The organism is Bacillus sp. JNUCC-22 (assembly GCF_018861275.1).
GTDB classification, from domain to species: Bacteria; Bacillota; Bacilli; order Bacillales; family Bacillaceae; genus Bacillus; species Bacillus velezensis.
In genome coordinates this window covers 2,886,276-2,913,071 of the sequence record NZ_CP076408.1, presented here as the reverse complement: position 1 = coordinate 2,913,071, position 26,796 = coordinate 2,886,276, and the positions used below count along the sequence as shown (strand labels likewise).

General features: G+C 47.0%; 28 protein-coding genes and 1 riboswitch. Of the genes, 18 read left to right on the top strand and 10 right to left on the bottom strand.

Annotation, left to right across the window (positions count from 1 at the left end; genetic code table 11):
- Nucleotides 1-62: 62 nt before the first annotated feature.
- Complete coding sequence (locus tag JNUCC22_RS14075; protein WP_216061830.1) at nt 63-782, bottom strand: TraR/DksA C4-type zinc finger protein; 720 nt, start codon at nt 780-782, stop codon at nt 63-65.
- A gap of 282 nt (nt 783-1,064) precedes the next feature.
- On the opposite strand from JNUCC22_RS14075, the gene JNUCC22_RS14070 reads away from it, so the two are divergent.
- From JNUCC22_RS14070 to menC, 6 genes are all read left to right on the top strand, one after another.
- The gene (locus tag JNUCC22_RS14070; RefSeq protein ID WP_216061829.1) at nt 1,065-2,480 is read left to right on the top strand and encodes an isochorismate synthase; all 1,416 of its coding nucleotides are present in this window, start codon (nt 1,065-1,067) and stop codon (nt 2,478-2,480) included.
- A complete protein-coding gene (menD, locus tag JNUCC22_RS14065; RefSeq protein WP_216061828.1) occupies nt 2,477-4,213 on the top strand; it encodes a 2-succinyl-5-enolpyruvyl-6-hydroxy-3-cyclohexene-1-carboxylic-acid synthase in 1,737 nt (578 codons plus the stop codon). Before JNUCC22_RS14070 ends, menD begins: the two co-directional genes overlap by 4 nt.
- A complete protein-coding gene (gene menH / locus JNUCC22_RS14060; protein WP_151280763.1) occupies nt 4,201-5,025 on the top strand; it encodes a 2-succinyl-6-hydroxy-2,4-cyclohexadiene-1-carboxylate synthase in 825 nt (274 codons plus the stop codon). Before menD ends, menH begins: the two co-directional genes overlap by 13 nt.
- A gap of 58 nt (nt 5,026-5,083) precedes the next feature.
- Nucleotides 5,084-5,902, top strand: coding sequence for a 1,4-dihydroxy-2-naphthoyl-CoA synthase (gene menB, locus JNUCC22_RS14055; protein ID WP_007408846.1), 819 nt, complete (start codon nt 5,084-5,086; stop codon nt 5,900-5,902).
- An 87-nt stretch (nt 5,903-5,989) separates the two neighbouring features.
- Nucleotides 5,990-7,453, top strand: a complete 1,464-nt coding sequence (locus JNUCC22_RS14050) for an o-succinylbenzoate--CoA ligase (protein WP_216061827.1) — start codon at nt 5,990-5,992, stop codon at nt 7,451-7,453.
- Nucleotides 7,450-8,565 (top strand): o-succinylbenzoate synthase, encoded by a 1,116-nt coding sequence (gene menC, locus JNUCC22_RS14045; RefSeq protein WP_072589489.1) that lies wholly within the window; start codon nt 7,450-7,452, stop codon nt 8,563-8,565. The genes JNUCC22_RS14050 and menC overlap by 4 nt, the downstream gene beginning before the upstream one ends.
- Before the next feature lie 384 nt (nt 8,566-8,949).
- Here menC and JNUCC22_RS14040 read toward each other — a convergent pair whose 3' ends face one another.
- From JNUCC22_RS14040 to JNUCC22_RS14030, 3 genes are read right to left on the bottom strand one after another with little or no spacing between them, the layout of a single operon-like run.
- Nucleotides 8,950-9,108 carry a DUF1540 domain-containing protein gene (locus JNUCC22_RS14040; protein WP_007408842.1) on the bottom strand — a complete coding sequence of 53 codons (159 nt, stop codon included), beginning with the start codon at nt 9,106-9,108 and terminating at the stop codon, nt 8,950-8,952.
- 57 nt (nt 9,109-9,165) lie between these two features.
- Nucleotides 9,166-10,206 carry a cytochrome d ubiquinol oxidase subunit II gene (locus JNUCC22_RS14035; RefSeq protein ID WP_216061826.1) on the bottom strand — a complete coding sequence of 347 codons (1,041 nt, stop codon included), beginning with the start codon at nt 10,204-10,206 and terminating at the stop codon, nt 9,166-9,168.
- Nucleotides 10,207-10,228: 22 nt separating this feature from the next.
- Complete coding sequence (locus JNUCC22_RS14030; RefSeq protein WP_216061825.1) at nt 10,229-11,560, bottom strand: cytochrome ubiquinol oxidase subunit I; 1,332 nt, start codon at nt 11,558-11,560, stop codon at nt 10,229-10,231.
- A gap of 197 nt (nt 11,561-11,757) precedes the next feature.
- Here JNUCC22_RS14030 and JNUCC22_RS14025 point away from each other — a divergent pair, with 197 nt between their 5' ends.
- The gene (locus JNUCC22_RS14025; RefSeq protein WP_007613295.1) at nt 11,758-12,006 is read left to right on the top strand and encodes a type B 50S ribosomal protein L31; all 249 of its coding nucleotides are present in this window, start codon (nt 11,758-11,760) and stop codon (nt 12,004-12,006) included.
- Nucleotides 12,007-12,123: 117 nt separating this feature from the next.
- On the top strand, nt 12,124-12,693 hold the full coding sequence (locus JNUCC22_RS14020; protein ID WP_003152233.1) for a beta-class carbonic anhydrase: 570 nt from the start codon (nt 12,124-12,126) through the stop codon (nt 12,691-12,693).
- On the opposite strand, the gene yidD is transcribed toward JNUCC22_RS14020, so the two are convergent.
- Entirely contained in the window at nt 12,690-12,917 is a 228-nt protein-coding gene (gene yidD, locus JNUCC22_RS14015; protein WP_007613292.1) for a membrane protein insertion efficiency factor YidD, read from the bottom strand. The two genes, JNUCC22_RS14020 and yidD, sit on opposite strands and share 4 nt — an antisense overlap.
- 124 nt (nt 12,918-13,041) lie before the next feature.
- Here yidD and JNUCC22_RS14010 point away from each other — a divergent pair, with 124 nt between their 5' ends.
- Both JNUCC22_RS14010 and JNUCC22_RS14005 read left to right on the top strand, forming a co-directional pair.
- Complete coding sequence (locus JNUCC22_RS14010) at nt 13,042-13,515, top strand: S-ribosylhomocysteine lyase (protein WP_003152237.1); 474 nt, start codon at nt 13,042-13,044, stop codon at nt 13,513-13,515.
- Nucleotides 13,516-13,629: 114 nt separating this feature from the next.
- Nucleotides 13,630-14,073 (top strand): FixH family protein, encoded by a 444-nt coding sequence (locus JNUCC22_RS14005; RefSeq protein ID WP_216061824.1) that lies wholly within the window; start codon nt 13,630-13,632, stop codon nt 14,071-14,073.
- Here JNUCC22_RS14005 and ytzI read toward each other — a convergent pair.
- The gene (gene ytzI, locus JNUCC22_RS14000) at nt 14,070-14,219 is read right to left on the bottom strand and encodes a YtzI protein (protein ID WP_007408836.1); all 150 of its coding nucleotides are present in this window, start codon (nt 14,217-14,219) and stop codon (nt 14,070-14,072) included. The genes JNUCC22_RS14005 and ytzI overlap by 4 nt on opposite strands.
- Before the next feature lie 124 nt (nt 14,220-14,343).
- Here ytzI and JNUCC22_RS13995 point away from each other — a divergent pair, with 124 nt between their 5' ends.
- The 3 genes from JNUCC22_RS13995 to ytkD all read left to right on the top strand — a co-directional run bounded on the left by JNUCC22_RS13995 (nt 14,344) and on the right by ytkD (nt 15,949).
- Nucleotides 14,344-14,781 (top strand): Dps family protein, encoded by a 438-nt coding sequence (locus JNUCC22_RS13995; RefSeq protein ID WP_007408835.1) that lies wholly within the window; start codon nt 14,344-14,346, stop codon nt 14,779-14,781.
- Nucleotides 14,782-14,932: 151 nt separating this feature from the next.
- The gene (locus tag JNUCC22_RS13990; RefSeq protein ID WP_007408834.1) at nt 14,933-15,337 is read left to right on the top strand and encodes a phage holin family protein; all 405 of its coding nucleotides are present in this window, start codon (nt 14,933-14,935) and stop codon (nt 15,335-15,337) included.
- Between the two features lie 132 nt (nt 15,338-15,469).
- Nucleotides 15,470-15,949, top strand: a complete 480-nt coding sequence (gene ytkD / locus JNUCC22_RS13985; protein ID WP_003152244.1) for an RNA deprotection pyrophosphohydrolase — start codon at nt 15,470-15,472, stop codon at nt 15,947-15,949.
- 35 nt (nt 15,950-15,984) lie between these two features.
- Here the strand turns inward: ytkD and JNUCC22_RS13980 are convergent, their stop codons facing one another.
- From JNUCC22_RS13980 to JNUCC22_RS13970, 3 genes are read right to left on the bottom strand one after another with little or no spacing between them, the layout of a single operon-like run.
- Nucleotides 15,985-16,797: an ABC transporter permease gene (locus JNUCC22_RS13980; protein WP_007613276.1), complete on the bottom strand. Its 813-nt coding sequence runs from the start codon at nt 16,795-16,797 to the stop codon at nt 15,985-15,987.
- On the bottom strand, nt 16,772-17,554 hold the full coding sequence (locus JNUCC22_RS13975; RefSeq protein ID WP_007613274.1) for an ABC transporter ATP-binding protein: 783 nt from the start codon (nt 17,552-17,554) through the stop codon (nt 16,772-16,774). Before JNUCC22_RS13975 ends, JNUCC22_RS13980 begins: the two co-directional genes overlap by 26 nt.
- Nucleotides 17,555-17,565: 11 nt before the next feature.
- Complete coding sequence (locus tag JNUCC22_RS13970) at nt 17,566-18,570, bottom strand: ABC transporter substrate-binding protein (RefSeq protein WP_216061823.1); 1,005 nt, start codon at nt 18,568-18,570, stop codon at nt 17,566-17,568.
- 139 nt (nt 18,571-18,709) lie between these two features.
- Here JNUCC22_RS13970 and JNUCC22_RS13965 point away from each other — a divergent pair, with 139 nt between their 5' ends.
- A complete protein-coding gene (locus JNUCC22_RS13965; RefSeq protein ID WP_216061822.1) occupies nt 18,710-19,483 on the top strand; it encodes an alpha/beta hydrolase family protein in 774 nt (257 codons plus the stop codon).
- A 57-nt stretch (nt 19,484-19,540) separates the two neighbouring features.
- Entirely contained in the window at nt 19,541-19,783 is a 243-nt protein-coding gene (locus JNUCC22_RS13960; RefSeq protein ID WP_003152249.1) for a DUF2584 domain-containing protein, read from the top strand.
- A gap of 42 nt (nt 19,784-19,825) precedes the next feature.
- Here JNUCC22_RS13960 and pckA read toward each other — a convergent pair whose 3' ends face one another.
- Entirely contained in the window at nt 19,826-21,409 is a 1,584-nt protein-coding gene (gene pckA / locus JNUCC22_RS13955) for a phosphoenolpyruvate carboxykinase (ATP) (protein ID WP_007613256.1), read from the bottom strand.
- 197 nt (nt 21,410-21,606) lie between these two features.
- Nucleotides 21,607-21,746, top strand: a riboswitch (SAM riboswitch).
- 169 nt (nt 21,747-21,915) lie between these two features.
- On the opposite strand from pckA, the gene metK reads away from it, so the two are divergent.
- From metK to alaP, 3 genes are all read left to right on the top strand, one after another.
- Nucleotides 21,916-23,118, top strand: coding sequence for a methionine adenosyltransferase (metK, locus tag JNUCC22_RS13950; RefSeq protein ID WP_003152253.1), 1,203 nt, complete (start codon nt 21,916-21,918; stop codon nt 23,116-23,118).
- 143 nt (nt 23,119-23,261) lie between these two features.
- Entirely contained in the window at nt 23,262-25,160 is a 1,899-nt protein-coding gene (asnB, locus tag JNUCC22_RS13945; RefSeq protein ID WP_003152255.1) for an asparagine synthase (glutamine-hydrolyzing), read from the top strand.
- A 202-nt stretch (nt 25,161-25,362) separates the two neighbouring features.
- Complete coding sequence (gene alaP / locus JNUCC22_RS13940) at nt 25,363-26,766, top strand: alanine permease AlaP (protein ID WP_007408827.1); 1,404 nt, start codon at nt 25,363-25,365, stop codon at nt 26,764-26,766.
- Nucleotides 26,767-26,796: the final 30 nt, after the last annotated feature.

Here is a 26,796-nt window from a genome sequence, read left to right as displayed (position 1 = left end):
TTTCAGTGTGAAAATGCAGCAAACCATTTATTTGTATCCAAAAACCCCGGCAGGCCGGGGTTTTAATCAGCATGAAGATCGCCAAAGGTCGTCATTATTCCTTCTTCGTCCAGTTCCTGTTCATATTTTTCGTGTGCTTTGCTTGGATACACGGAAATGTTTTTGCCGGTAATATCTGTCGCGATAAAGTTTTCATAATCCTCAGCATAGCCGATGTTTTCTTCTGAGTTCATTGTCATATCTCCATAGCTGAGCGGAGGATCCTCTAAATCCTGAGGCGTTTCTGAGTTTCCGTATTCCTCAACATCCTGATAAGCATCTTCACTATCGTAAGCCGGCCGGATTGATTCATCATCATCAAATTCAAACTGTCCGAACGGTGTTTCCTCTTCAATCGGCCTGTCTTTGGAAACGGCATCCTGCGAGGAATATTCCGCCAATGTCGTAGCCGTCGGCAGAGCTTCGAGTCTGTCATAAGGAATGTCCTTGCCGCTGACTTCACATGTGCCGTATGTGCCGTTTTCAATTTGTTTCAGAGAGTAATCAATATCGCGAAGGTGCTCCCGTTCATGGTCGAGCAGAGCCAGGTCTTTTTCCCGCTCGTATAATTCGGTCGCCTGATCGCCGGGATGATTGTCATAGGAAGACAATTCGCCGGATGACTGATACGGGAATTCATCAGTTAACTGAAATTGGTCATTTTCTTTAAAGCGGCTTAAAATATCATGTCTGGCTTCTTCTAATTCTTTTTTTAAGTGTGTGATCTGTTCGTTTGTAAGCACATCAATCCCTCGTTTCTATGTGATGCTTACTGTTAGTATGAACGCTTTTGCGCAGAAAAATGGTGGATAAAAATAGTCATTTTCCCATGAGGAAGTAAAAGGATACAGTGATTGCCGAGAGTGGGGAAAGAAAATTCAAGTTTGTTTCTTTATTCATTTGCGCAAAAAGGTTTATAATAAGAAATGCAGGCATTTTGTCGTGCTCAAATCTGTGTGTTTGACACAAAGTCATCACAGGTGTATTGTATTAAAAGCATTTAACGGATTATGGAGGAATGTCTCATGGTGACAACGGTGCAGCATACGTTCCGAGAGGAAGCAGATCATGCATTACATAAAGCCAAACAAGTCAACCATGCTGTCTTATTGAGCTATTCAAGACGTATTGCGTCTTTAGACCCTCTATCATTTTTCAAAGACGGAGCAAAAAAATATAAAGGCAAACGATTTTTTTGGTCAGAACCCGGTAGTGAATTAACAATAGTCGGTCTTGGCACAGAAGCGCTGTTCCAATCGAATGAAAAAAATGGAAAGCGTTATCACGACGTTTTTGAACAATGGGAGCGCTTTAAAAAGACGGCTTTTCATATTCATGAAGAAGAAGAGGCGGCGCATACCGCGGTCGGCCCTGTCTTATTCGGCGGTTTTTCATTTAATCCCGCTGAAGAGAGAGGAGACGAATGGAACGGGTTCAAAGAAGGACTGTTCTTTATCCCCTCACTCATGCTGACAAAGACGGCAGATAGTGATTATTTAACCGTCAATCAATGGGCGGCAGACGGTAATCAGGCAGAAGATACGCTGAAACGTCTGAAATCTTTTTCAGAAGCTTTTGCAGTTTCTTCAATTCAGTATGAAGAATATCCTGTTTTAACAAAAGCGGAAGAACTTGATGTGGAAAACTGGCTTGAAGCCATTAAAACAGCAACAAATGATATGAAGGCAAATCAATATGATAAAGTCGTGCTGGCAAGGGAAGTCGTTTTGTCATATGATGGGCCTATTCCGGCGGAGAGCGTTGTCCGCAAGCTTTTGACGGACCAAACGACAAGCTATGTTTTTGCGATTGAGCAGGGAGATAAATGCTTTGTCGGCGCTTCACCGGAACGGCTGATCAAAAAATCCGGCAAAGACGTTATGTCCACCTGTCTGGCAGGTTCAATTAAGCGCGGAGAAAATCAACAAGAAGATGACCGTCTCGGCAAAGAGCTGCTGCATGACGAAAAAAATCTCGCGGAACATGATTTTGTGGTTCAGATGATACACGATTCTTTCTTGTCGAGCTGCAGCGATGTGAAAAAGCCTGCAGGTCCGCAATTATATAAAACAAAAAGTGTTCAGCATCTATATACACCGATCACAGGCCATCTTAAAACGTCCGCTTCGCTGTTTGATTTAATTGAAAAGCTGCATCCCACACCGGCATTGGGCGGAGCTCCCCAGCAGAAAGCTGTTGAAGTTATCGCTGACATTGAACCGATGACACGCGGATGGTATGCGGCTCCGATCGGCTGGATGGACGGCAGGGAAAACGGAGAATTTGTCGTGGCTATCCGATCAGGGCTGATTGAAGGCAAAAATGCGCGGCTTTTCGCAGGCTGCGGCATTGTTGAAGATTCAGATCCGCAATCAGAATATGAAGAAACACAAATTAAACTAAAGCCGATGATCTCTGCTTTAGGAGGTGAAAGGCTTTGACAAACCCGATTACACATTATATCGGAAGCTTTATTGATGAATTCGCTTTATCGGGTGTCACCGACGCAGTTGTTTGCCCGGGGTCGAGGTCAACTCCCTTGGCGGTTTTGGCGGCGGCCCACCCGGATATTCAAGTCCATATACAGATTGATGAACGATCCGCAGGTTTTTTCGCACTCGGTCTTGCAAAAGCCCGCCAGCGTCCGGTCATGCTGATTTGTACATCAGGAACGGCAGCGGCTAACTTCTATCCGGCCGTGATTGAAGCTCATTATTCAAGAGTGCCGCTTATTGTCCTGACTGCAGATCGGCCCCATGAATTGAGGGAAGTGGGGGCGCCTCAGGCGATTAACCAGCATTTTCTGTTCGGTAACTTTGTTAAGTTTTTCACAGACTCGGCTCTGCCTGAAGAAAATCCTCAAATGCTGAGCTATATCAGAACATTGGCCGGCAGAGCCGTGAGTGAAGCCGGGAAGCGCCCGATGGGGCCAGTCCATATCAATGTGCCGCTCAGAGAGCCTTTGATGCCGGATTTATCAGCCGGACCTTTTGAAAGAATGAGAAAGGGGCGGCACGTCTCAGTCACAACAGGGATTCAGTCAGCTGATCAAGGTTCTCTCTGTCATATTACAGAGCGTCTTGCGGGGACCGAAAGAGGTATGATCGTTTGCGGCGAAATTCACGGTGAAGCAGAAAAGCAGCAAATCATCGCGCTTGCCGAGATGCTTCAGTTTCCGATTTTAGCTGACCCGCTTTCAAACCTCCGAAACGGGGAGCATGATAAGACGCTGATTATTGATGCTTATGACTCGTTTTTAAAAGATGAAGAAATAAAAGAGGCGCTTCGCCCGGACGCTGTGATCCGCTTCGGCCCGATGCCGGTTTCCAAACCGCTCTTTTTATGGCTCAGAGATGATCCTGCCATTGAGCAGTTTATCGTCGATGAAGACGGAGGATGGAGAGATCCCACCCAGGCCGGCGCGCATATGATTCATTGCCATCCGTCTGTGTTTTTGGAAGCGGTCCGTTCAGCTGAAACCGGAAAGCGGCCGTCCGGATGGTTTGAGAAATGGCAGTTTGTCAATGACCGGTTCCGGAGTCATTTACAGGACGCAAGCATGGATGATTTATCATTTGAAGGAAATGTATATCGTCAGCTTCAGCACCTTGTCCCTGAAGGCAGTTCGATTTTTGTCGGAAACAGCATGCCGATTCGCGACGTGGATACGTTCTTTGAAAAACAAGATCGCTCCTTCCGTGTCTATGCCAACCGCGGCGCTAACGGAATTGACGGAGTTGTCTCCTCGGCTATGGGACTGTGTGAGGGTACAAAAGCTCCTGTCACGCTTGTCATTGGAGATTTATCGTTTTACCATGATTTAAACGGGCTGTTAGCGGCTAAAAAACTTGGAATTCCGCTTACGGTTATTTTAATAAACAATGATGGCGGCGGGATTTTCTCGTTTTTGCCGCAGGCATCTGATAAGACTCATTTTGAAGAACTGTTCGGTACGCCGACGGGTCTTGATTTCCGGCATGCCGCCGCACTGTACGGCGGGACGTATACTTGCCCTGAGACATGGGAGGCATTTAAGGATGCGTATCAGCCGCAGGCGGACAAGCCCGGACTTCATATAATCGAGCTGAAAACAGATCGGACATCAAGAGTTCAATTCCATCGCGATCTGCTGCAGGCCGCAGTGCGGGAAGTGAAAAAAGAATGGAAACTGTAACAGTTAAAACGGCCGATGGCGTATGCTATCGTGCTGCTGATAGCGGACACGAATCATCTGAAGCTATTGTTTGTCTGCATGGATTTACGGGCAGAAAAGAATCATGGATGTTTTTACGCGGCATGTTTCCCGGCGAACGAATGGTGATGATTGACTGCCTGGGTCACGGGGAGACAGACGCGCCTGTGCAAGCGGCAAGGTACAGTGCGAGCCGGCAGGTTGCGGACCTTGCCGCCGTTTTTGATCAATTAAAACTTCACAAAGTGAAACTTATTGGTTATTCTATGGGGGGAAGACTTGCGTATTCCTTTGCACAGGCATTTCCGCATCGGGTGTCAGCGCTTGTTTTGGAAAGTACAACCCCGGGCCTCAGCACGCTTCAGGAACGCAAAAAGCGGATTCAGTCAGACCGGAAGCTTGCTGATTTTATATTGCGGGAAGGTATAACATCGTTTGTCGATTATTGGGAGGGCATTCCGTTGTTTGCCACGCAGCTTTCTCTGCCGGACAGCGTAAAGGCGTCCATCCGTGCCGGCAGGCTGAAAAATAATCCGTCCGGACTTGCAGGCAGCCTGCTCGGAATGGGGACGGGCTCACAGCCTTCCTGGTGGGAGGCATTACACCGCATCAAAGCGCCCGTCCTGCTCATATGCGGTGAATGGGATGAAAAGTTTTGCGCTATTAATCAAAAGGTGCATAACCTGCTCCCATCAAGTAAAATAGAGGTTGTCAAACAGGCGGGGCACACGGTACATGTGGAACAGCCGCGAATTTTTGGTAAGATAGTAAGTGAGTTTTTATACGGCTTGTAAAGCATAAAGAAAATAGCTTTTCGGCCGGACTCAGGCAAAAATGAAGGAGGTCATATCAATGGCTGCAGAATGGAAAAGTGAACGTCAGTACGATGAAATCCTGTACGAGACGTATAACGGTATTGCAAAAATAACAATTAACCGCCCGGAGGTACATAACGCATTTACTCCTAAGACGGTATCAGAAATGATTGACGCGTTTGCTCGTGCGCGTGATGATTCCAATATTGGTGTCATCGTTCTTGCGGGAGCGGGAGATAAAGCATTCTGTTCAGGCGGAGACCAAAAAGTCCGCGGTCACGGCGGATATGTCGGAGACGATCAGATCCCGCGTCTGAATGTGCTTGATCTTCAGCGTTTGATCCGCGTTATTCCTAAACCGGTCGTAGCGATGGTATCAGGCTATGCCATCGGCGGAGGCCATGTGCTTCATATCGTCTGTGATTTAACGATTGCGGCCGATAACGCGATTTTCGGCCAAACCGGACCGAAAGTGGGAAGCTTTGATGCCGGTTACGGCTCAGGTTACCTGGCGCGTATCGTCGGACATAAGAAAGCCCGTGAAATCTGGTACCTGTGCCGTCAATACAACGCGCAGGAAGCGCTCGACATGGGGCTTGTCAATACGGTTGTCCCATTAGAGAAACTTGAAGAGGAAACAATTAAATGGTGTGAAGAAATGCTTGAGAAAAGCCCTACAGCCCTTCGTTTCCTTAAAGCGGCATTTAACGCAGATACAGACGGCCTCGCCGGAATTCAGCAATTTGCAGGAGATGCAACGCTTCTTTATTACACGACTGACGAAGCGAAAGAAGGCCGCGATTCCTTTAAAGAGAAACGCAGTCCCGATTTCGGTCAGTTCCCTCGTTTTCCGTGATCAGATGACACTACGAAACAGCTTGAGCCGCTCTGGTCCAAGCTGTTTTCTTTTCAAAAAAAGTACTTTTACCTCGGAGATGATAACATGCTGACAGAACAGCCGAATTGGCTCATTCAAAGGGCTCAGCTGACACCAGAGAGAATCGCTCTCATATTTGAAAACAAACAGATGACATTCAGAGAATTATATCATGCTTCTAGGCAAATGGCCGCGCGGCTGTCCAAATACTGCTCGCTTAAAAAAGGAGACCGCGCTGCGATTTTGCTTTCTAACAGACCGGAAATGGTTTATGCCGTTCACGCCTGCTTCTTATTAGGGGCGGAAGCTGTGCTGTTGAATACGAAGCTCTCAAAACAGGAACGGATGTTTCAGCTCGAAGATTCACAGGCTAAGCTTTTATTGACGGAGGACGGTTTTTGCCGCGAAGAATATGAATCTGCGGTCGCCACCGCGGATGTGGACGAGCTGCAGGCCAAAGCCGCTGAAGACATGGAACCTGAAGCTTATGTAACGCTTGATGATACGGCGACTCTTATGTATACATCAGGAACAACGGGAAGGCCGAAGGGGGTGCAGCAGACTTTCGGTAATCATTATTCCAGCGCTGTATCGTCTGCGCTGAATCTGGGGGTCACGGAGCGGGACCGCTGGCTTATTGCGCTGCCGCTGTTTCATATCAGCGGTCTGTCTGCGTTGTTTAAGTCGGTCATTTACGGCATGCCTGTCGTGCTTCATCAAAAATTTTCTGTCACCGATGTGCTTGACAGCATCAGCTCCCATCAGGTCACGATCATTTCAGCGGTGCAGACCATGCTTTCGGGCCTGCTTGCGGAAACTGAACAATGTCCTGAATCACTGCGCTGCATTCTGCTTGGCGGGGGTCCGGCACCGCTGCCGCTCCTTGAAGAATGCCGCAGGAAACAATTTCCGGTATTCCAATCTTACGGCTTGACTGAAACCTGCTCACAGATTGTCACGCTTTCTCCGGAATTCAGCATGGACAAGCTCGGCTCGGCCGGTAAACCGCTGTTTTCATGCGAAATTAGAATTGAAAAAGACGGAAACCCTTGTGCGCCCTTTGAACACGGTGAAATTACGGTGAAAGGCCCGAATGTAATGAAAGGGTATTACCATCGTGACGACGCAAACCAGGCCGCTTTTCATAATGGATGGTTTAAAACGGGCGATCTTGGCTATTTGGATGATGAAGGGTTTTTATACGTGCTGGACAGGCGGTCGGACCTCATTATTTCAGGCGGAGAGAACATCTACCCGGCAGAAGTGGAAGCGGCGCTGCTTGCCCATCCGGCTGTAGCGGAGGCCGGTGTTTCGGGAGCCGAAGATCCGAAGTGGGGGAAAGTGCCGCATGCTTTTCTCGTGCTGACTTCTTCTGTCAGTTCTGAGGAGCTGACCGCCTTTTGCCGTGAGCGGCTTGCAAAATATAAAATACCGGCTGCTTTTTTCGAGGTTGACGGGCTCCCGCGGAATGCGTCCAATAAACTGATGAGGCATCGGCTGAATGAGCTTCGTAAAGGAGAATTGTCATGATTAAGATTGAAAAAATCACCCTTTATCATGTAAGTATGAGGCTGAAAAAACCGTTTAAAACAAGTATTGAAACGTTGCAGGACCGTAAATTTTTGATCGTGGAAGCGATCGATGAAACCGGGAGAACCGGCTGGGGGGAGGTATCGGCGTTTTCTTCTCCGTGGTATACAGAAGAAACGATTCAGACATGCGCGCATATGCTGAGAGATTTTTTCATCCCGAATATCGTAGGCCGCGAGTTTTTCCATCCGTCAGAAGTGCCTGACAGTCTCGCACGGTTCAAAGGAAACCGCATGGCAAAAGCGGGGCTTGAATCAGCCGTGTGGGATCTATATGCCAAGAAAAAGGGGATATCTCTCGCAGAAGCCTTAGGGGGAAAAAGAGATAAAGTGCCCGCCGGCGTGGCGGTGGGTCTGGCTTCGGCTGATGAGATGCTTCGGGAAATTGAGCAATACGTAAAAGAAGGTTATCAACGTATAAAAATAAAAATTCAGCCCGGCCATGACGTTGATCTGGTCAGAGCCATCCGCAGCCGTTTTCCGAACGTACCGCTGATGGCGGATGCCAACTCGGCATATGAACTGAAAGACATCAGCAGGCTGAAAGAGTTGGATGAATTCCAGCTCATGATGATAGAACAGCCGCTTCAGGCAGATGATATTGTCGATCACCGCCACCTGCAGAAACACTTGAGAACCGCGGTATGCCTCGATGAAAGCATATGCTCATATGATGACGCGAGGCGGGCGATTGAGCTTGGGAGCTGTAAAATCATTAACATAAAACCGGCGCGTGTAGGAGGCCTGACAGAGGCTTTAAAAATACATGATTTATGCAGAGAGCATCACATGCCGGTTTGGTGCGGCGGAATGTTTGAAACCGGCATTTCGAGAGCGCAGACAGTCGCGCTCGCTTCGCTGCCGCAATTTACGATACCGGGTGACATTTCCTCATCAGACCGATACTGGGAGGAGGATATTGTCACTCCCGACATCCGTATCGAAGAGGGGTTCATCTCTGTTCCGGACGGTCCCGGACTGGGTGTCGAAGTCAATCAGGAAATAATGAGAAAATACGTCACCCAAATGGACGTTTTTACGACAAACAACTGATAAAAAGACATTTCAGCGAGTTGAGCTGCCTGTATGCTGCTGTTATATTGAAACTGTTCATCATCACCCCTTCCCCCGTTTGAACCGGCTGTATCAGCCGGTTTTTTTAATAGGCGAATACGATGATTTTTTTATTCTTCAAACAGTGTCGGCTTTACATCGCAGGTGTTGCTTTCTGGCTAGGGCCAAGATGTACATCTTGATAAAAAATTATGTGTTTGTCATGAATGCGATATTGTACCGTCTGCCGCCGCATATATTTGCCGACGAACCGCCTTTCTGCCATGCTTCTCATCCGCGCGGTTTTCTCCGGCTCAGGGGCTGATTTCAAAAAGGCTTGCGGCGCGGAAATGAAAAAGAGCTGTATAAAACAGCTCTTTACTTTTATAAATCATGCGGTTTAAAGGTTTTGCAATCCGTTTCTTCACTTTTTTCAGCGGTTTCGCCTGTATGGCTGACCACATATATAGCGTCGGCCGTGCATTTGTTTCCTCTGCCCCAATATGAACAGTTATTGACTTCACACAGAATTTTTTGATCCATGCTGGCTCCCCTCCAAGATAAAAGGTACACCATTAGTATGAGCCGCCCTGATTTCTGTTATTCCTCCTGGCGGATATAACGTCTGTCTTTCATAAAGAGCTTCCAGAAGAAATAAAACCCGGGAAACAAAATGATGAAAGCGACGATATACGTCATAAACAGCGCCCTGAAGGTTGCCGGCTCCGTAAATCCTGACATGACCGTAATATCCGGATAAATCATATAAGGAAGATGCGCCCGTCCGTATGCATAGCTTGCCAGAAAGTATTGAAGCGCAATGGCGATCATGGCGATTCTTGGTTTGCCGAGGTTGCGGCCGAAGCGTTTATTCGGCAAAAACAGAGCCACGCCGGCAATGATGAATGTAATGACAGACAGAATGAGCCATGTCTTGTCTTTCATCATCCCCGTATACAGCCAGCCGGCTTCAGAGCGTAATGTCAGCATAATGAAGAAGGCAAAAAGAAGCGACAGCGGCCCTGTTATTAAAGAGCTCCGTCTGTAGATGCGGTACGCATGCTCCTCTTCCGCAACATTTGAAAAATCGGCCAGAAGCAGTGAAGATAAAAATAAAGTGCTTAAAATGGCAAAGCCGATAAACGCATACGCATTAAGGCTTGTAAAGACATTTGCCAAATTCAGGTGATACACGCCGCCCGTCTTATCAATAAATCCTCCGTGTGTGACCGGAAGGACCAAAATCAGCACAGCGGGAATAATGAAGCCCGAAATTCCGGAGATATATCTCATGATTTTTCTTTCCTTCGCCGTATTGGAGAAGACGAGAAAGCCGCTGCGGATGGCTAAAAGCAGCAAAATAATACTCCCCGGGATCAATAAAACGGTTCCCAGCACGAAGGTTGCCCCTGGAAAGAAGCTGAATAGGGCGACAACGATTGCGACGATAAAGACGTTGGTCACTTCCCATGTCGGGGACAAATAACGGTTGGCGATGTTTGTCGCCTTTGTTTGTTCTTTATTTAAATAAATCATAGACCAAAAGCCGGCTCCGAAGTCCATCGTTGCCATGACCGCGTAGATAAACACGAAGCCCCATACGATTGATATCGCAATGAGAGCATCCATGGTAATGTCCATTTCAATTCAGCCCTTTCTATTGTTAGGATTCCGCTGCTTTTACATCCTCCTCAACGGGATGTTTGCGGAAATAATAAAGCAGCACATAAATGACTGCGGCTGCCAAAATGGCGTAAACGACCGTAAACAGGATGAACAGCAAACCGATTGAACCGGTTGTCGTGACGACATCAGACGTTTTCAAGAGATGGTAAATCACCCATGGCTGCCGCCCCGTACAAGCGAATATCCACCCGAATTCAATTCCGATCAGACTGAGCGGTCCTGCGGTTAAAAATAAAATCAAAAGCCAAGTCGGAAAGCTGTCTTTCTTTAAAATTTTTCTCCACACGATGCCGATGATTGAGTACAAAATGAGCAGCATTCCGATGCCGACCATTCCGTTAAACAGTGTATGGATGAATAAAGGCGGCCACTCGTCTTTCGGAAACGCGTTCAATCCTTTGACGACGGTATCAAAGCTGTTTGCAGCCAAAAAGCTTAAAGCCCATGGCACTTCTATCGCCCATTTTACTTTTTCTTCTTTTGCATCAGTAAAACCTCCGATCGCAAGCGGAGCGTGTGATCTAGTTTCAAAAAGCCCTTCTGCGCCCGCGAGCTTCTCAGGCTGGTATTGGTAAAGAAGCTGGGCTGACTCGTGACCGTTTAAAGAGGCAATAATGGAGAATATCCCGCCGATCGTTAAGGCGAGCAGCAGCGCTTTTCGGTGAAAGCGGTATACCTGCTCCTGTTTTCTCGTTCTCAGCATTTTATAAGCCGCAACTGACGCAACGATAAACGCACCGGTCATGAAAGCCGTCAGTACGACATGGCCCGCGGTGGTGAAAAAGCTTGGATTAAAAAACGCTGCCCAAGGTTCGACGTCAGTGATTTTGCCGTTTAAAATTTTAAAGCCGGCCGGCGTTCCTTCAAATGCGTGAACATTTGTGATTAAGACGGCGGATGCCGCGGCGCCGATCAAAACGAAAATAACGGCAATGATGCGCATCGCCGGAGTCAGCCGGTCAGCGGCGTAGACATAAATGGACATAAACAGCGCTTCGATAAAGAAAGCATAAATTTCAATCTGAAATGGGAGGGACATCACCCTGCCGATGACTTCCATGAATCCGGGCCACAAAAGGGCAAGCTGTGTACCCGCGATCGTTCCGGTCGGTATCGCCACGCCGAGCAGAACAGCCTGCGCCTTCGTCCACCTTTTCGCCATAATGGCATAATGCGGATCTTTTGTTTTTTGATAAATCAATTCAGCCATTAAAATCATCAGAGGCAAGCCGACACCAAGCGTCGCAAAAATAATATGAAAGCCCATGGTTGTCCCGAACAGGCTTCTGGCTAACACTAAATCATCCACGATCATAAACCGCCTTTCTAAATTACCGTTTTATGTAATGTGGTTATATTATTTGCTGAAGCGATTAGATTATTCTTCCGATTCCATATATGTGCAGGGTTTAGAAATCAAGGGATCAGGGCATATATGATTGACAAGCGGTTATTTAAGGTTTAAAATAAAACGTAATTATTGCGATTTGAGAAAGGGAGATCAGCATGAAAAAAGATATTCATCCGGATAACCATCAGGTGATTTTTCAAGATGTGAACAGCGGCTATCGCTTTTTAAGCCATTCTACGAAAAAATCAGAGGAAACGGCAGAGTGGGAAGACGGAAAAACATACCCGCTGATTAAAGTAGAGGTCAGCTCAGATACGCATCCGTTTTATACAGGCCGCCAAAAATTCAACGAAAAAGGCGGGAGAGTCGAACAGTTCAACAAAAAATACAATATGGGGAAATAAGACAAGCCCAATGGGGTTTGTCTTATTTATTGAGCACTTTGTCATCCGTGCGGGGAGTGACGAAATGACCCGTCTTATGTTATATTGTGAATAAAAAAGCAGAAAGGAAACACCAAGATGAGTCTTCTAAACGATATCATGCAATTTAATGAGCAGTTCACTAAAAACAAAGATTATGAAAAATACCAAACATCTAAATTCCCGGATAAAAAGATGGCGATTTTGTCCTGTATGGACACACGTCTTGTGGAATTGCTTCCGCATGCGATGAACATGCGAAACGGCGATGTGAAAATTATTAAAAGTGCCGGCGCGCTTGTCGCCCACCCGTTCGGAAGTATCATGCGCAGCCTTTTAGTGGCCGTATACGAATTAAACGCCGATGAAGTCTGCGTTATCGGCCACCATGATTGCGGCATGAGCAAAATCAACAGCGAGGATATGCTCGATAAAATTATCGACCGCGGTATTCCGAAAGAGCGGATTGACATGCTGAAGCACTCAGGAGTTGATCTTGATCAATGGCTGAAAAGCTTTGATTCAGTAGAAGCGAGTGTTACAGACAGCGTAAACGTCATTAAACACCATCCGCTATTCCCTGACAATGTGCCGGTGCACGGTCTGGTGATTGATCCTGAAACCGGTAAACTTGATCTGGTGATCGACGGCTACCAGCATATGGACTAATGTTTTTCTTTTTTGTCCGGTACGGGATCAACACCGCCCGGATGAAAAGGGTGGCACTTTAAAATCCGCTTCAGTGTCAGCCATCCGCCTTTTAATGCGCCGTGAGTCTTGACGGCTTCGATTCCGTACTGCGAACACGTCGGGTAAAAGCGGCATGACGGCGGCGTCAGCGGAGAGATGAACTTCTGGTATCCGCGGATTAAAGCAATCATTATGGTTTTCATCAAAATACCACCTTTCTGATGCTAGTATAGAAAAAAAATTTCAGATTGAAAAGCTTCCGCCACAATTCTTATCGGAAAACTGTGTTATAATGGATGCATATTCTGAAAAAAAGGGAGTGCCATTATGCCTTCAGTAGAAAGTTTTGAGCTTGACCATAATGCGGTTGTGGCTCCGTATGTAAGACATTGCGGAGTGCATAAAGTCGGAACAGACGGCGTCGTGAATAAGTTTGACATTCGCTTCTGCCAGCCGAACAAACAGGCGATGAAGCCGGATACGATTCATACGCTTGAGCACTTGCTTGCGTTTACGATTCGCACACATTCTGAGAAATACGATCACTTCGACATCATAGATATCTCACCGATGGGCTGCCAGACAGGCTATTATCTAGTTGTCAGCGGCGAGCCGACAGCGGAAGAAATTGTAGACCTGCTTGACGCTACGCTGAAAGAAGCCATCGATATTACGGAGATTCCGGCGGCCAACGAAAAACAGTGCGGCCAGGCGAAACTTCATGATTTAGAAGGCGCGAAACGTCTGATGCGTTTCTGGCTGTCACAAGATAAAGAAGATTTGCTGAAAGTGTTCGGATAAAAAACAGGCCTTTTTGCTGACATGCAAAAAGGCTTTTTTACATATTTCTAAAAAATGTCACACCTTATGTGTAAGCGTTTGCTAGAATAGAAGCAAACATAAAGGAGTGATGGGATGAAACGGGCTGTATTGGCAGGTATGTGCGGTATGGTATTTCTATTATCTTCCTGCGGGGGCAATTCGGACAAAACCTCCGCGGATGAAGAGCCTAAAGCGCTTGAGGTCAAGCTTACAGGACCGGAAACGGCAGCACCGCATGAAAAAGCGGAATACAAGGCGGAGGTTTTTTACGGCGGCAAGCGTGTCACGGATGCGGATGAAGTCATGTTTGAAGTATGGAAAGAAGGAAAAAAAGGCAGCAGCAAAACAAGCAAGGCCAAGGAGGAAAAAGGGGCCTATCACCTGCGGACTGAATTTGATGAAGAGGGTGTGTATACCGTTCAATCCCACGTAACGGCAAAACAGCAGCATAATATGCCGACTGTAAAAGTGCGTGTCGGGGATGCTAAGGCTGCCGATGATTCCTCCGGCCATAAGGAACAGACGCATCATCATTAAGGATTTTTTTTATCCGTCAAGCCTTTTGATGCGTCCTCCGGCGGGTCAATCGTATGTTTTACATTATAAGCTCTTACAGTCGACCAGATGGATAAAAGCAGCACGGCGAGCACGATAAGAAAGCCGAAGCTCAGAAGAAGCAACATGAAATCCCTCCTTTTTAACAAATCATAACATATTTTCCAGTCATAAAATCAAGGGCTAAAAATTTATGTTTTAACACACGATATATAGGGTATATCAATAGTAAACCAAAGGAGGAAGATAGGCATGTCAGAAAAACTATTGGATGCAGTCAATAAGCAAGTTGCAAACTGGACGGTCATGTATGTGAAATTACATAACTATCATTGGTACGTCAAAGGGAAGGACTTTTTCACATTGCATGAAAAGTTCGAGGAGCTGTATAACGAAACGGCTACATATATTGATGATCTGGCAGAACGTCTGCTGGCATTAAACGGCAAGCCGATCGGCACAATGACGGAATCATTGAAGACAGCGTCTGTAAAAGAAGCGGAAGGCAATGAGAGCGCAGAACAAATGGTACAGAACATTTATGATGATTTCACTGTCATTGCGGAAGAGCTGAAAAGCGGCATGGACCTCGCAGATGAGGTCGGAGACGAAACGACCGGTGATATGCTGCTTGCTATTCACCAGAATATCGAAAAACATAACTGGATGCTGAAAGCGTATTTGGGATAATCAACAAGGGAAGACCGGGGCTATAAAGCACTCGGTCTTTTATTTGGCTGCCGAAGAGAGGTGTTGTCCATTTTTCTGAAAAATCCAGTCCGTTCCATTCACTTTTCATAGAATAATGTAAGGCCGTTTCTGTGAAAGGATGTTGGATCAAGTGGGCAAAGACTTTGGCATCTTTTCGTTTTTTGCAGTGATCGTGTCGGCAGCGGGTTTTTTCTTTGGCGGTTTTCAGTATTCGTTTCTGATTTTGCTATCGGTCATGGCGATTGAGTTTATCAGTACAAGCTTAAAAGAATCTCTTTTGCAGCAGCTGAGCGCAAGAAAGCTTTTTGCGCGGCTGGTCAAAAAAATCGTGACCCTGGCATTAGTCTCAGTTTGCCATTTTTTTGACCAGCTGCTTCATACCGAAGGCGCCATCCGTAATTTGGCTATCATGTTTTATATCTTATACGAATCGGTTCAGATTGTGATTACGGCAAGCTCGCTGGGCATACCGGTTCCGCAGGTGCTCGTCGATCTATTGGATACCCTGAAAAATAAATTCAAGCGCAAACCGTAACATTTGCTTCAAAGGAGGCTATACTAGCGGGTATGATGGTTTTCCTCTGAATTTTTGATAAAGGGCTTCCGAACAAACGCAACTGTGGTATGATGTATGGAAGATATGAAGGAACGGATTAGAGGGATAAACATGTACGAGTTTAAAGACTATTATCAGAACACTGTTCAGCTCTCCTTTGAACACCAGCCTTTTTCAGACAGCCCGAAGCACGTATGGGTCATATGCCGATACGGAGATAAGTGGCTTTTGACTGAGCACGAAGACCGGGGGTTTGAATTTCCAGGCGGAAAAGTGGAGCCGATGGAATGTGCGGAGGAAGCGGCCCTACGCGAGGTGAAAGAAGAAACCGGTGCCGCGGTAAGACATCTGAAGTACGTCGGACAGTATAAAGTTCTCGGCAGGGAAAAGGTAATCGTGAAGAATATTTATTTTGCCGATATTGAAAAGCTTGAAAAACAGGCTGACTATTTTGAAACAAAGGGGCCGGTGCTGTTCAGCGAACTGCCGGAGAATCTCCCCCGAAATAAAAAATTCAGTTTCATTATGAAAGATTCGGTGCTTCCGATCAGTCTGAAAAAGCTGAAAGAGGACGGCGTATTTCAATCATAAAAAACGGAGACCCGGCGTTTACGCACGGGTCTTTTTTATATTTTTCCTTTCGTCCATTTTCTTTCTAACAGTTCGACTCCCTGATACATCAATGTCGCAAAAATCGCGATGATCAGAAGGCTTAAGAACACAAGGGTGAAATTGAAGACCTGGAATCCGTAAATGATCATGTAGCCCAGACCTTTTTCGGAAACGAGAAACTCGCCGACGATGACACCGACCCAGGATAAACCGACGTTCACTTTAAGCGCGGAAATAATCGCGGGGGAGCATGCCGGCAGAATGACTTCTTTAAACATGATGCTTCTTTTCGCTCCGAAGGTTTTCATCACCTTAATATAGTTTTCATCCACTTCCTGAAAAGCCGTAAAGACGACGATTGTCGTGATAATGACACTGATGACTGCTCCCATGGCGACAATGCTTGTGAAATTCGGTCCGAGTGCCACGATGAGAATCGGTCCGAGTGCGACCTTAGGCATCGCGTTTAAAATGACGAGGTACGGGTCTAAAACCCGGGCGAGCCTGTTTGACCACCATAACAGAGCGGCGAGGCATGTGCCGAGGAGCGTGCCGAGCAAAAAGCCGAGAACGGTTTCTCCTAAGGTTACGCCGATGTGCGCCGCAAGGGATGCGTCCGCAATCTTTTCAACTAAAAGCCTGCAAACGGCAGAGGGTGAGCTGAAGATTAACGGATCGATCCAGCCTGCCCTGCTCGATATTTCCCAACCGGCAAAAAATACGATGAAAATGGCGGCCTGATACGCACGGATCCGGAGCTTTTCTTTTTGGTGTCTTTTCTTAAACTGCTGATGAAGCTGTTCAATCGAGCCGCTGCTGTTTTTCAAGGGAATTCAGCTCCTTCCATATGGTTTGAAACAGCGGCTGAAAGGCCGGATCCTGACGCGCGTCAAATGGATCTAAAGCCGCGAGCTCCTTAGGCACGGTGAATATTTGGTGGATGGTGCCCGGCTGATTCGAAAATAAATAGATCGTATCGCTCATGGCGATGGCTTCACCGATATCGTGGGTGACGAGCACGGCGGTTTTTTGAAAATCCTTTAATGTTCTGAAGACAAGGTTTTCCAAAGAAAGCTTCGTTTGAAAGTCCAGCGCGGAAAACGGTTCATCAAGGAGCAGCAGTCCCGGGTCTGGCGCAAGAGTTCTGGCAAGTGCCGCCCGCTGCCGCATTCCGCCTGACAGCTCTTTCGGGTATTTCTTTTCAACGCCGATTAATCCGAGCTTAGGCAGAAGGCTGAGAACTTCAGCTCTTTTTTCTTCTGTTAATGTTTTTGAAATGTGTAAACCGAGCAGCACGTTTTCCTCAATTGATTTCCAAGGAAATAAATAATCCTGCTGAAGCATATAGCCGATTTGGTGTTCTTTATGGTTCGGCACGCTCCCTTCAATCAGCACCCTGCCTTGCGCAGGGGTGATAAGACCGGCCAGAATGGACAGGAGTGTTGTTTTTCCGCATCCGCTCGGTCCGAGAAAGGAGATGAAATCCCCTTTTTCAATCTGAAAATGTATATCTTTTACGGCGGTTGTTCTTTCTTTCAGCGAGAAATAAGTATGTGTTACATGATCGACATGTAAAAAAGACATTCATGTTCCTCCTATTGTTCTGAGGTGACTTTTTTGGCGATTTTTGTGTTGACGAGTTTGCTGTACGGAATATGTTTCGGGAGCTCTCCTGCTTCATCCATAATAGATTGAAGCTGTTCCCATTCATCCTTTTGCAGAACTGGGTCTGCAGAGAATGACTTTTGTTTTTTATAGCGCTCTATTGATGTTTCGATAATGGCCGGATCGGTATCGGCAAATTCCTTCTGAATCGTTTTTGCGATGTCTTTGGCCGGTTGGCTTTCCACCCATTGCTGGGCGCGATAGATGGCGCGGGTGAATTTTTCCGCCGTCTTTTCATTGGTTTTCAAATAACTTTCTTTTGCCATAAAGGTTGTGTATGGCACTTGGCCGGAAGCTTCTCCGAAGGATGCGACGATATGGCCGATGCCTTCTTTTTCAAATTGGGATGCCGTCGGTTCAAAAAGCTGCACATAATCACCCGTTCCGGATGCGAATGCGTTGGAAATATTGGCGAAATCAATGTTTTGAACGAGGTTAATGTCTTCTTTCGGCTCTATGTGATTCTTTTTCAGGACGTACTCACCGGCCATTTGGGGCATGCCGCCTTTTCGCTGGCCGAGAAATGTTTTTCCTTTTAAATCGCTCCATTTGAATGATTTCTCATCCTTCCGCGACACGAGAAATGTGCCGTCCGTCTGTGTCAGCTGCGCGAAGTTGATGACCGGATCTTTTGCTCCCTGCGCCTCCACGTAAATGGATGTTTCAGAACCGACCAGCGCGATATCAGACCCGTTTGACAAAAGCGATGTCATCGTTTTGTCTCCGCCCCATGTTGTTTGAAGTGACACTTGGAGCCCTTCTTTTTTAAAGAAACCTTTTGCTTCAGCGACATACATAGGCGTATAGAAGATGGAGTGTGTGACTTCCGCCACCTTTACCTTCGTCAGACTTTCTTCCTGTCTGCAGGCCGGAAGAATGAGCAGGAAAAAGGCGCATATGACAAAAACGCAGCCCGTTTTGAGCCATTTGTTCACGGTGTAACCTCCTTGTTTTAAGCGTTAAAATAACCTTTTCTGCTTTACATATCGTATGATGGGTATAAAAAATGTGTGAGTGCCCATATTCACGTTGGGAAAGAATAAAAAAACTGATGATATAAGGAGGCGCATTGTTTTGCTGGCAGAAAAGAAAAGGTTCCCGTCTCCGAGTCCGCATGTCCGCCTCTTTGAGGTATGCTATGAGTCAGAAGGACTGAAGGTAAAGGGGCTCCTTGCCGAGCCTGCGGAGCCGGGCACATATGACGGTTTTTTATATTTGCGCGGCGGCATAAAAAATGTCGGCATGGTACGCCCCGGAAGAATCGTTCAATTCGCTTCCCAAGGTTTTGTCGTGTTTGCGCCTTATTACAGAGGCAACCAGGGCGGCGAGGGAAATGAAGATTTTGCGGGAGAGGACAGAGAGGACGCGTTTTCCGCTTTTCGCCTGCTTCGGGAGCATCCGAACGTCAGGGAAGGGCGGGTGCATATTTTCGGTTTTTCCCGGGGCGGAATCATGGGGCTTTTGACCGCAATTGAAATGGGGCACCAAGCGGCTTCGCTCGTATCATGGGGCGGTGTGAGCGATATGGTGCTTACTTATGAAGAGCGGAAGGATATGCGGCGGATGATGAAGCGGGTGATCGGAGGCACGCCGAAAAAGGTGCCGGATGAATACAGATGGCGTTCGCCGTTTGAAAAAGCAGACCGCATTCAGGCCCCTGTGCTGCTCATCCATGGAGAGAATGATAAGAATGTTTCGATCGAACACGCCCGGCTGATCGAGGACAAGCTGAAAGAGGCGGGGAAACCGGTGGAAACTTGGTATTACAGCGGTTTTACGCATTATTTTCCGCCGCAGGAAAACAGACGCATTGTCCGGCGGCTGGCAGAATGGATGAAGACGCGGTAAGATGCCGGATTTATGATATGATAATAAAGAATAAGAGAATGAAAGGGGATTTTCATTTTGGGAATGCCTGTTGAATTTAATACCATGATTGTGACAAAAGGCAATGAAAAACGGATAGAGGAAAATATCTTTTTATTGGAGAAAGAGGGCTACCGCGTCTATCCTCTTGATATTCCGATGGACGTGCGCAAAACGAAAACCGGCGAGAAATCCGGCACCGGCGAGGTCCAAAAGCTCGAATGGGCGAACGGCCGGACAAGCATTACATACAGACTCACGTCGCTTCATTCGACAAACTGAAAAAACAAAAGCCGAGGGCATAAACACCCTTGGCTTTTTTGATTACACGAGAGGTCCGCCGGCTTTGGCAATCGAGTCTGCATGGGAAAACTTTTTAAAGTTTTCTTTAAACTCATTGGCTAAAAACAGCGCTTTTTCGTTGTATGCTTGTTTATCGCTCCACGTGTTTTCAGGCTGAAGAACTTCATCCGGCACGCCCGGAACATGAACGGGACTGCGCAGGCCGAAAATGCTGTCTGCCGTCATGTCAGTCTGGTTCAGCCTGCCTTCAATAGCGGCCTTGACCATCGCTCTTGTATACGAAAGTTTCATCCGTTCTCCGACTCCGTACCCTCCGCCGGTCCAGCCTGTGTTGACCAGGAAGACTTGAACGCCGTGTTCGTCGATTTTATGCCCGAGCATTTCGGCATATACATGTGCCGGAAGCGGAAGGAACGGTGAACCGAAACACGTCGAGAAAGTCGTTTGCGGAGATGTCACGCCGCGCTCGGTTCCCGCGAGTTTACTGGTGTACCCGCTTAAGAAATGATACATCGCCTGTTCCTTCGTCAGTTTGCTGATCGGAGGAAGCACGCCGAATGCGTCCGCCGTTAAAAAGACGATCGCCTGCGGATGGCCGGCAATGCTTGGCTGCACGATATTGCCGATCATCTCAATCGGATATGCGGCTCTTGTGTTTTCCGTGTAGAAGGAATTGTCGTAATCCGCTTCACCCGTTTTTTCATCAAGCACGACATTCTCAAGAACAGACCCGAAGCGGATCGCACGAAAAATCTGCGGTTCTTTTTCCTCGCTCAGATTGATACATTTAGCGTAACATCCGCCTTCAATGTTGAAAACGCCGGAATCTGACCAGCCGTGCTCGTCATCGCCGATCAGTTTGCGGTCCGCATCGGCTGAAAGCGTCGTTTTCCCTGTGCCGGAAAGGCCGAAAAACAGGGCGACATCGCCTTTTTCACCGACGTTGGCTGAGCAATGCATCGGCAGTATATCCTGCTGCGGAAGCAGGAAGTTCATAATGGAGAATATTGATTTTTTCATTTCTCCGGCGTATTCGGTGCCGCCGATTAAAATGACGCGCTTTTCGAAAGAGACAATGATAAATGTTTCCGAATGCGTGCCGTCCGTCTCCGGATCTGCTTTAAAATGCGGAGCCGAGAGAATGGTGAAAGGCTGCGCTTGCGGATCTCTTTCATCCGTCTCCGGTCTGATAAACAGCTGGCGCGCGAATAAATTGTGCCACGCAAATTCATTTACGACCGTAATCGGCAGTCTGTATTTTTCATCCGCTCCCGCGAATCCTTCAAAAACAAACAGTTCATCCCGCTGTTTTAAGTAGCTGACGACTTTGGCGTACAGCTTTTCAAACGCCTCTTCAGAAATGGGCTGATTCACCGCGCCCCAATCAATTTGATTTTCTGTGCTTTGTTCACGGACGATAAATTTATCTTTAGGTGACCGGCCTGTATATGCGCCGGTGGTGGCGCGTACGGCGCCCGTTGATGTCAGCGTTCCTTCATTTCGGCTGATCACTTTTTCGGTAAGTTTTGGAGCCGATAAATTATGATGCACATTCGGACTTGCAAGTAATGCTTGAAGATCTGCGGTTAAATCAACTAATTTCATAAAAACCTTCCTTTGCCGGTTTATTTGTATTTCGCTGAATGTGGAATTAGTATAACATATATCTGAAAATAATCTATACTATTTGAGGTTTTTTGTTTGTGTTTTTCCATTGCTTCCCGAAATAAAGGCGCGTAATCGCTTTAATTCATATTGACACTTTCCGCCCTTTTACGATAAGATATTTCATTGAGCGGATACTCTTATCCCGAGCTGGCGGAGGGACAGGCCCGATGAAGCCCAGCAACCGGTTTCTCTGTAAAAAAGCAGGTGAAAACACTGTGGGAAACCAAGGTGCTAACCTGATGCAAGGTTTAATATTTTCCTTGAGCGATAAGAGTGAAAGGCACACAGACCAAACCCTTTCCTCGAGTGGAAAAGGTTTTTTTATTTCATAAAATATGCCAATTAACATTCTCTGATATAGTATGACATTGTATTAAGAGGGAGCGAGTTCCGTATCATATGAGAAGGTCTTGCAAAAGATCTTTTTTCAGGAGGAAAAGTGAATGAGTAAAAACCGTCGACTATTTACATCTGAATCTGTTACTGAGGGTCATCCGGACAAAATCTGTGACCAAATTTCTGACAGTATCTTAGATGAGATTTTAAAAAATGACCCGAACGCGCGCGTGGCCTGCGAAACATCTGTAACGACAGGACTTGTGCTGGTAAGCGGAGAGATTACTACATCAACATACGTTGACATTCCGAAAACAGTCCGTGAAACGATTAAAGAAATCGGCTACACACGCGCCAAATATGGATTTGATGCGGAGACTTGCGCTGTTTTAACATCAATTGATGAACAGTCTGCGGATATCGCAATGGGTGTCGATCAGGCTCTTGAAGCGCGTGAAGGCACAATGAGCGATGCTGAAATCGAAGCAATCGGAGCGGGAGACCAAGGCCTGATGTTCGGTTATGCGTGTAACGAAACGAAAGAGCTTATGCCGCTTCCGATCTCTTTGGCGCATAAATTAGCCCGCCGTTTGAGCGAAGTCCGCAAAGAAGACATTCTTCCGTACCTTCGCCCTGACGGCAAAACGCAAGTTACCGTTGAATATGATGAAAACAACAAGCCGGTCCGCATCGACGCGATCGTCATTTCGACTCAGCACCACCCGGAAATTACGCTTGAGCAGATTCAGCGCAATCTGAAAGAGCATGTCATTAACCCAGTCGTGCCTGAGGAACTGATCGATGAAGAGACAAAATACTTCATCAACCCTACGGGACGTTTCGTAATCGGCGGACCTCAAGGTGATGCGGGTCTGACCGGCCGTAAAATCATCGTTGACACATACGGCGGATATGCACGCCACGGCGGCGGTGCATTCTCCGGTAAGGATGCGACGAAGGTAGACCGTTCTGCGGCATACGCTGCGAGATACGTAGCGAAAAACATCGTGGCAGCAGGTCTTGCTGATTCTTGTGAAGTGCAGCTTGCATACGCAATCGGCGTGGCACAGCCTGTTTCTATTTCCATCAATACATTTGATACAGGAAAAGCTTCTGAAGAAAAACTGATCGAAGTCGTACGGAATAACTTCGACCTGAGACCTGCCGGCATTATTAAAATGCTTGATCTGCGCCGCCCGATCTATAAGCAGACAGCTGCTTACGGCCACTTCGGACGTCATGATGTGGATCTTCCTTGGGAGCGTACTGACAAGGCGGATGCGCTTCGCAAAGAAGCACTAGGAGAATAATTTTATAGCCGCTTACTTAAGCGGCTTTCCCTTTTTGTAGATGCTGCCATGCTTATTTTTTACATAGCGTGAAACCAATGGCGTAACAAAGCGTCTATAAAAAGGGGGTCCAATTAGAAAATTACACTTATGGAGGCTATACTATGTGTGGATTTGTCGGTGTTTTTAATAAGCATCCATTAACTCAAACCGCAGATCAAGAAGAGCTAATCAAACAAATGAACCAAATGATCGTTCACCGCGGTCCTGACAGCGATGGGTATTATCATGACGAGCACGTCGGATTCGGCTTCAGACGGCTCAGTATTATTGACGTAGAAAACGGCGGACAGCCTTTATCATATGAAGACGAAAAATATTGGATCATTTTTAACGGCGAAATCTATAACTACATTGAATTGAGAGAAGAGCTTGAAGCGAAAGGCTACACTTTCAATACAGATTCCGATACCGAAGTGCTCCTTGCGACATACCGTCATTATAAAGAAGAAGCCGCTTCAAAGCTTCGCGGAATGTTTGCGTTTTTAATCTGGAACAAAGCTGACCGCGTCATGTACGGCGCGAGAGACCCGTTCGGCATTAAACCGCTGTATTACACAACCATCGGGGACAAAGTATATTTTGCATCTGAAAGAAAAAGTTTAATGGCCGCTCAAAACGGCATTGATCTTGATACAGCTTCTTTACAGCAATATATGTCTTTCCAATTCGTTCCTGAACCGAGCACGCTTGACGCTGAAGTGAAAAAAGTCGAGCCGGGCAGCCAGTTTACGATCCGTCCGGAAGGCGACATCGCGTTTAAAACATATTTCAAAGCGAACTTTAAGCCTGTTCAGTCTGATGAAGATAAATTGGTGAAAGAAGTCAGAGACGCAATCTTTGACTCTGTCAAAGTTCACATGAGAAGTGACGTGCCTGTCGGTTCGTTTCTATCCGGCGGTATCGACTCTTCTTTTATCGTCTCAGTTGCGAAAGAATTTCACCCGAGCCTTAAAACATTTTCCGTCGGTTTTGAGCAGCAGGGCTTCAGTGAGGTTGACGTAGCGAAGGAAACGGCTGCCGCGCTCGGGATTGAAAACATCAGCAAAGTCATTTCTCCCGAGGAGTATATGAACGAGCTTCCGAAAATCGTCTGGCACTTTGATGACCCGCTTGCAGATCCGGCGGCGATTCCTTTGTACTTTGTCGCGAAAGAAGCGAAAAAACATGTAACGGTCGCGTTATCCGGGGAAGGCGCGGACGAGCTGTTCGGCGGGTACAATATTTACCGCGAACCGCTTTCGCTTAAACCGTTTGAACGCATTCCGTCCGGTCTGAAAAAAATGCTTCTTCATGTGGCGTCCGTCATGCCTGAAGGAATGAGAGGGAAAAGCCTCTTAGTCCGCGGCTGCACACCGCTTGAGGAGCGCTATATCGGTAATGCGAAGATTTTTGAAGAGCCCGTGAAAAAACAGCTGCTCAAACATTACAATCCAGAGCTTTCATACCGTGATGTCACGAAGCCGTACTTTACGGAAAGCCGTTCATACAGCGACATTAATAAAATGCAGTATGTTGACATCCATACGTGGATGCGCGGCGACATCCTGTTAAAGGCTGACAAAATGACGATGGCCAACTCATTGGAACTGCGCGTGCCATTCCTTGATAAAGTCGTGTTTGACGTAGCTTCAAAAATTCCGGATGAATTGAAAACGAAAAACGGCACGACGAAATACCTTCTGCGCAAAGCTGCTGAAGGGGTAGTGCCTGATCATGTGCTTAACCGCAAAAAACTCGGCTTCCCTGTGCCGATCCGCCACTGGCTGAAAAATGAAATGAACGAATGGGTTCGCAACATCATTCGCGAAAGTGAAACAGACGCTTATATTGAAAAGGATTATGTCCTTCAGCTTCTGGAAGATCATTGTGCCGACAGAGCGGACAACAGCCGCAAAATCTGGACCGTGCTGATCTTCATGATCTGGCACAGCATCAATGTCGAAAAAAGACTGGTGCCGGAAGAGCTGAATCATCAGCCGAAAGAAGTCATTTTCGTTTAATCCAAAAGGCTTTCGAGTTATCGAAAGCCTTTTTTCTATTGTTTTTTGTAAACCGTCTATTCCGCTCTGTTTTCGACAAAGTATTACGCAATATTCAGAAAAAGGTTATAATAGGACTAATCGGGTAGATTCCGGAAAGAGTTTTCTGGCTATTTCGTCTCGGTTTGTTGTTTCTTTGTCAAAATCAGGGGGAGGGAGAGTTATGCAAAACAAAGAAAAAACGCTTCACCGCGGCTTGGAAGAGCGGCATATCTCGCTTATGTCGTTGGGCGCCGCGATAGGAGTCGGGCTGTTTCTCGGGTCGGCTTCTGCCATAAAGCTTGCCGGGCCGGGGATTTTAGCCGCTTACGCCTGCAGCGGACTGATTATGTTTTTTATTATGCGGGCATTAGGGGAAATGGCGATTCAAAAGCCTGTAGCCGGCTCATTCAGCCGGTATGCCAGAGATTACCTCGGTCCGCTTGCCGGGTTTTTAACAGGCTGGAATTATTGGTTTTTATGGGTTGTTACCTGCATGGCCGAAATCACCGCGGTCGGCATTTATATGGGCTACTGGTTCCCTGACGTGCCGTCATGGATCTGGGCGCTTTGTGCACTCGTCATTATGACGGCTGTCAACTTTCTGGCGGTCAAAGCGTACGGTGAGCTTGAATTCTGGTTTGCGCTCATTAAAGTCTTGGCGATTCTGTCAATGATCGCGATCGGTCTGGTGATGATCGTATTCGGTCTCGGAAACGGAGGCGTTGCGCTCGGAATCAGCAATTTATGGAGCCACGGCGGCTTTTTCCCGAATGGGATTAAAGGGGTGCTGCTGTCGCTTCAAATGGTCATGTTTGCCTATCTCGGGATTGAGCTGATCGGTGTCACAGCCGGTGAGGTCAAAAATCCTGAAAAATCACTGGCGCGGGCCATAGATACTGTTTTTTGGCGCATTCTCATTTTTTACGTCGGAGCTTTGTTTGTCATTATGTCAATTTATCCGTGGCAGGAAATCGGTTCAGGCGGAAGCCCGTTTGTTTTGACATTTGAAAAAATCGGAATACCTGCTGCAGCCGGAATCATTAATTTTGTCGTATTGACGGCGGCCCTTTCTTCCTGCAACAGCGGGATCTTCAGCACGGGGCGCATGCTGTTCAATCTCGCGGAGCAAAATGAAGCCCCGAAAGCATACGGTACGGTCACAAAAGGCGGTGTGCCGGGAAAAGCGGTATTGGTTTCAGCGGGCGCGTTATGCATCGGCGTTTTGCTGAACTACGTGGTGCCGGCGAAAGTGTTTACGTGGGTGACGAGCATTGCGACGTTCGGGGCGATTTGGACATGGTCGATTATTTTGCTTTCCCAAATGAAATATCGTAAAAGCTTACAGCCGGAACAACGGAAAAAACTGAAATATAAAATGCCTTTATATCCCTTTTCCTCATATATCTCATTGGCATTTCTCGCTTTTGTCGTTGTGCTGATGGCTTTTAATGCAGAGACCCGGGTGGCCGTCATCATCGGGCCTGTCTGGTTCGGCATATTATTAGCCGCCTATTACGGGAAAGGTTTCCATAAAAGAAAAGACATAGGTCTGGAAAACGGACAGACATTCGCCGAAAAAGCGTAAAAAAGAGCCCGGGACATGGGCTCTTTTTTT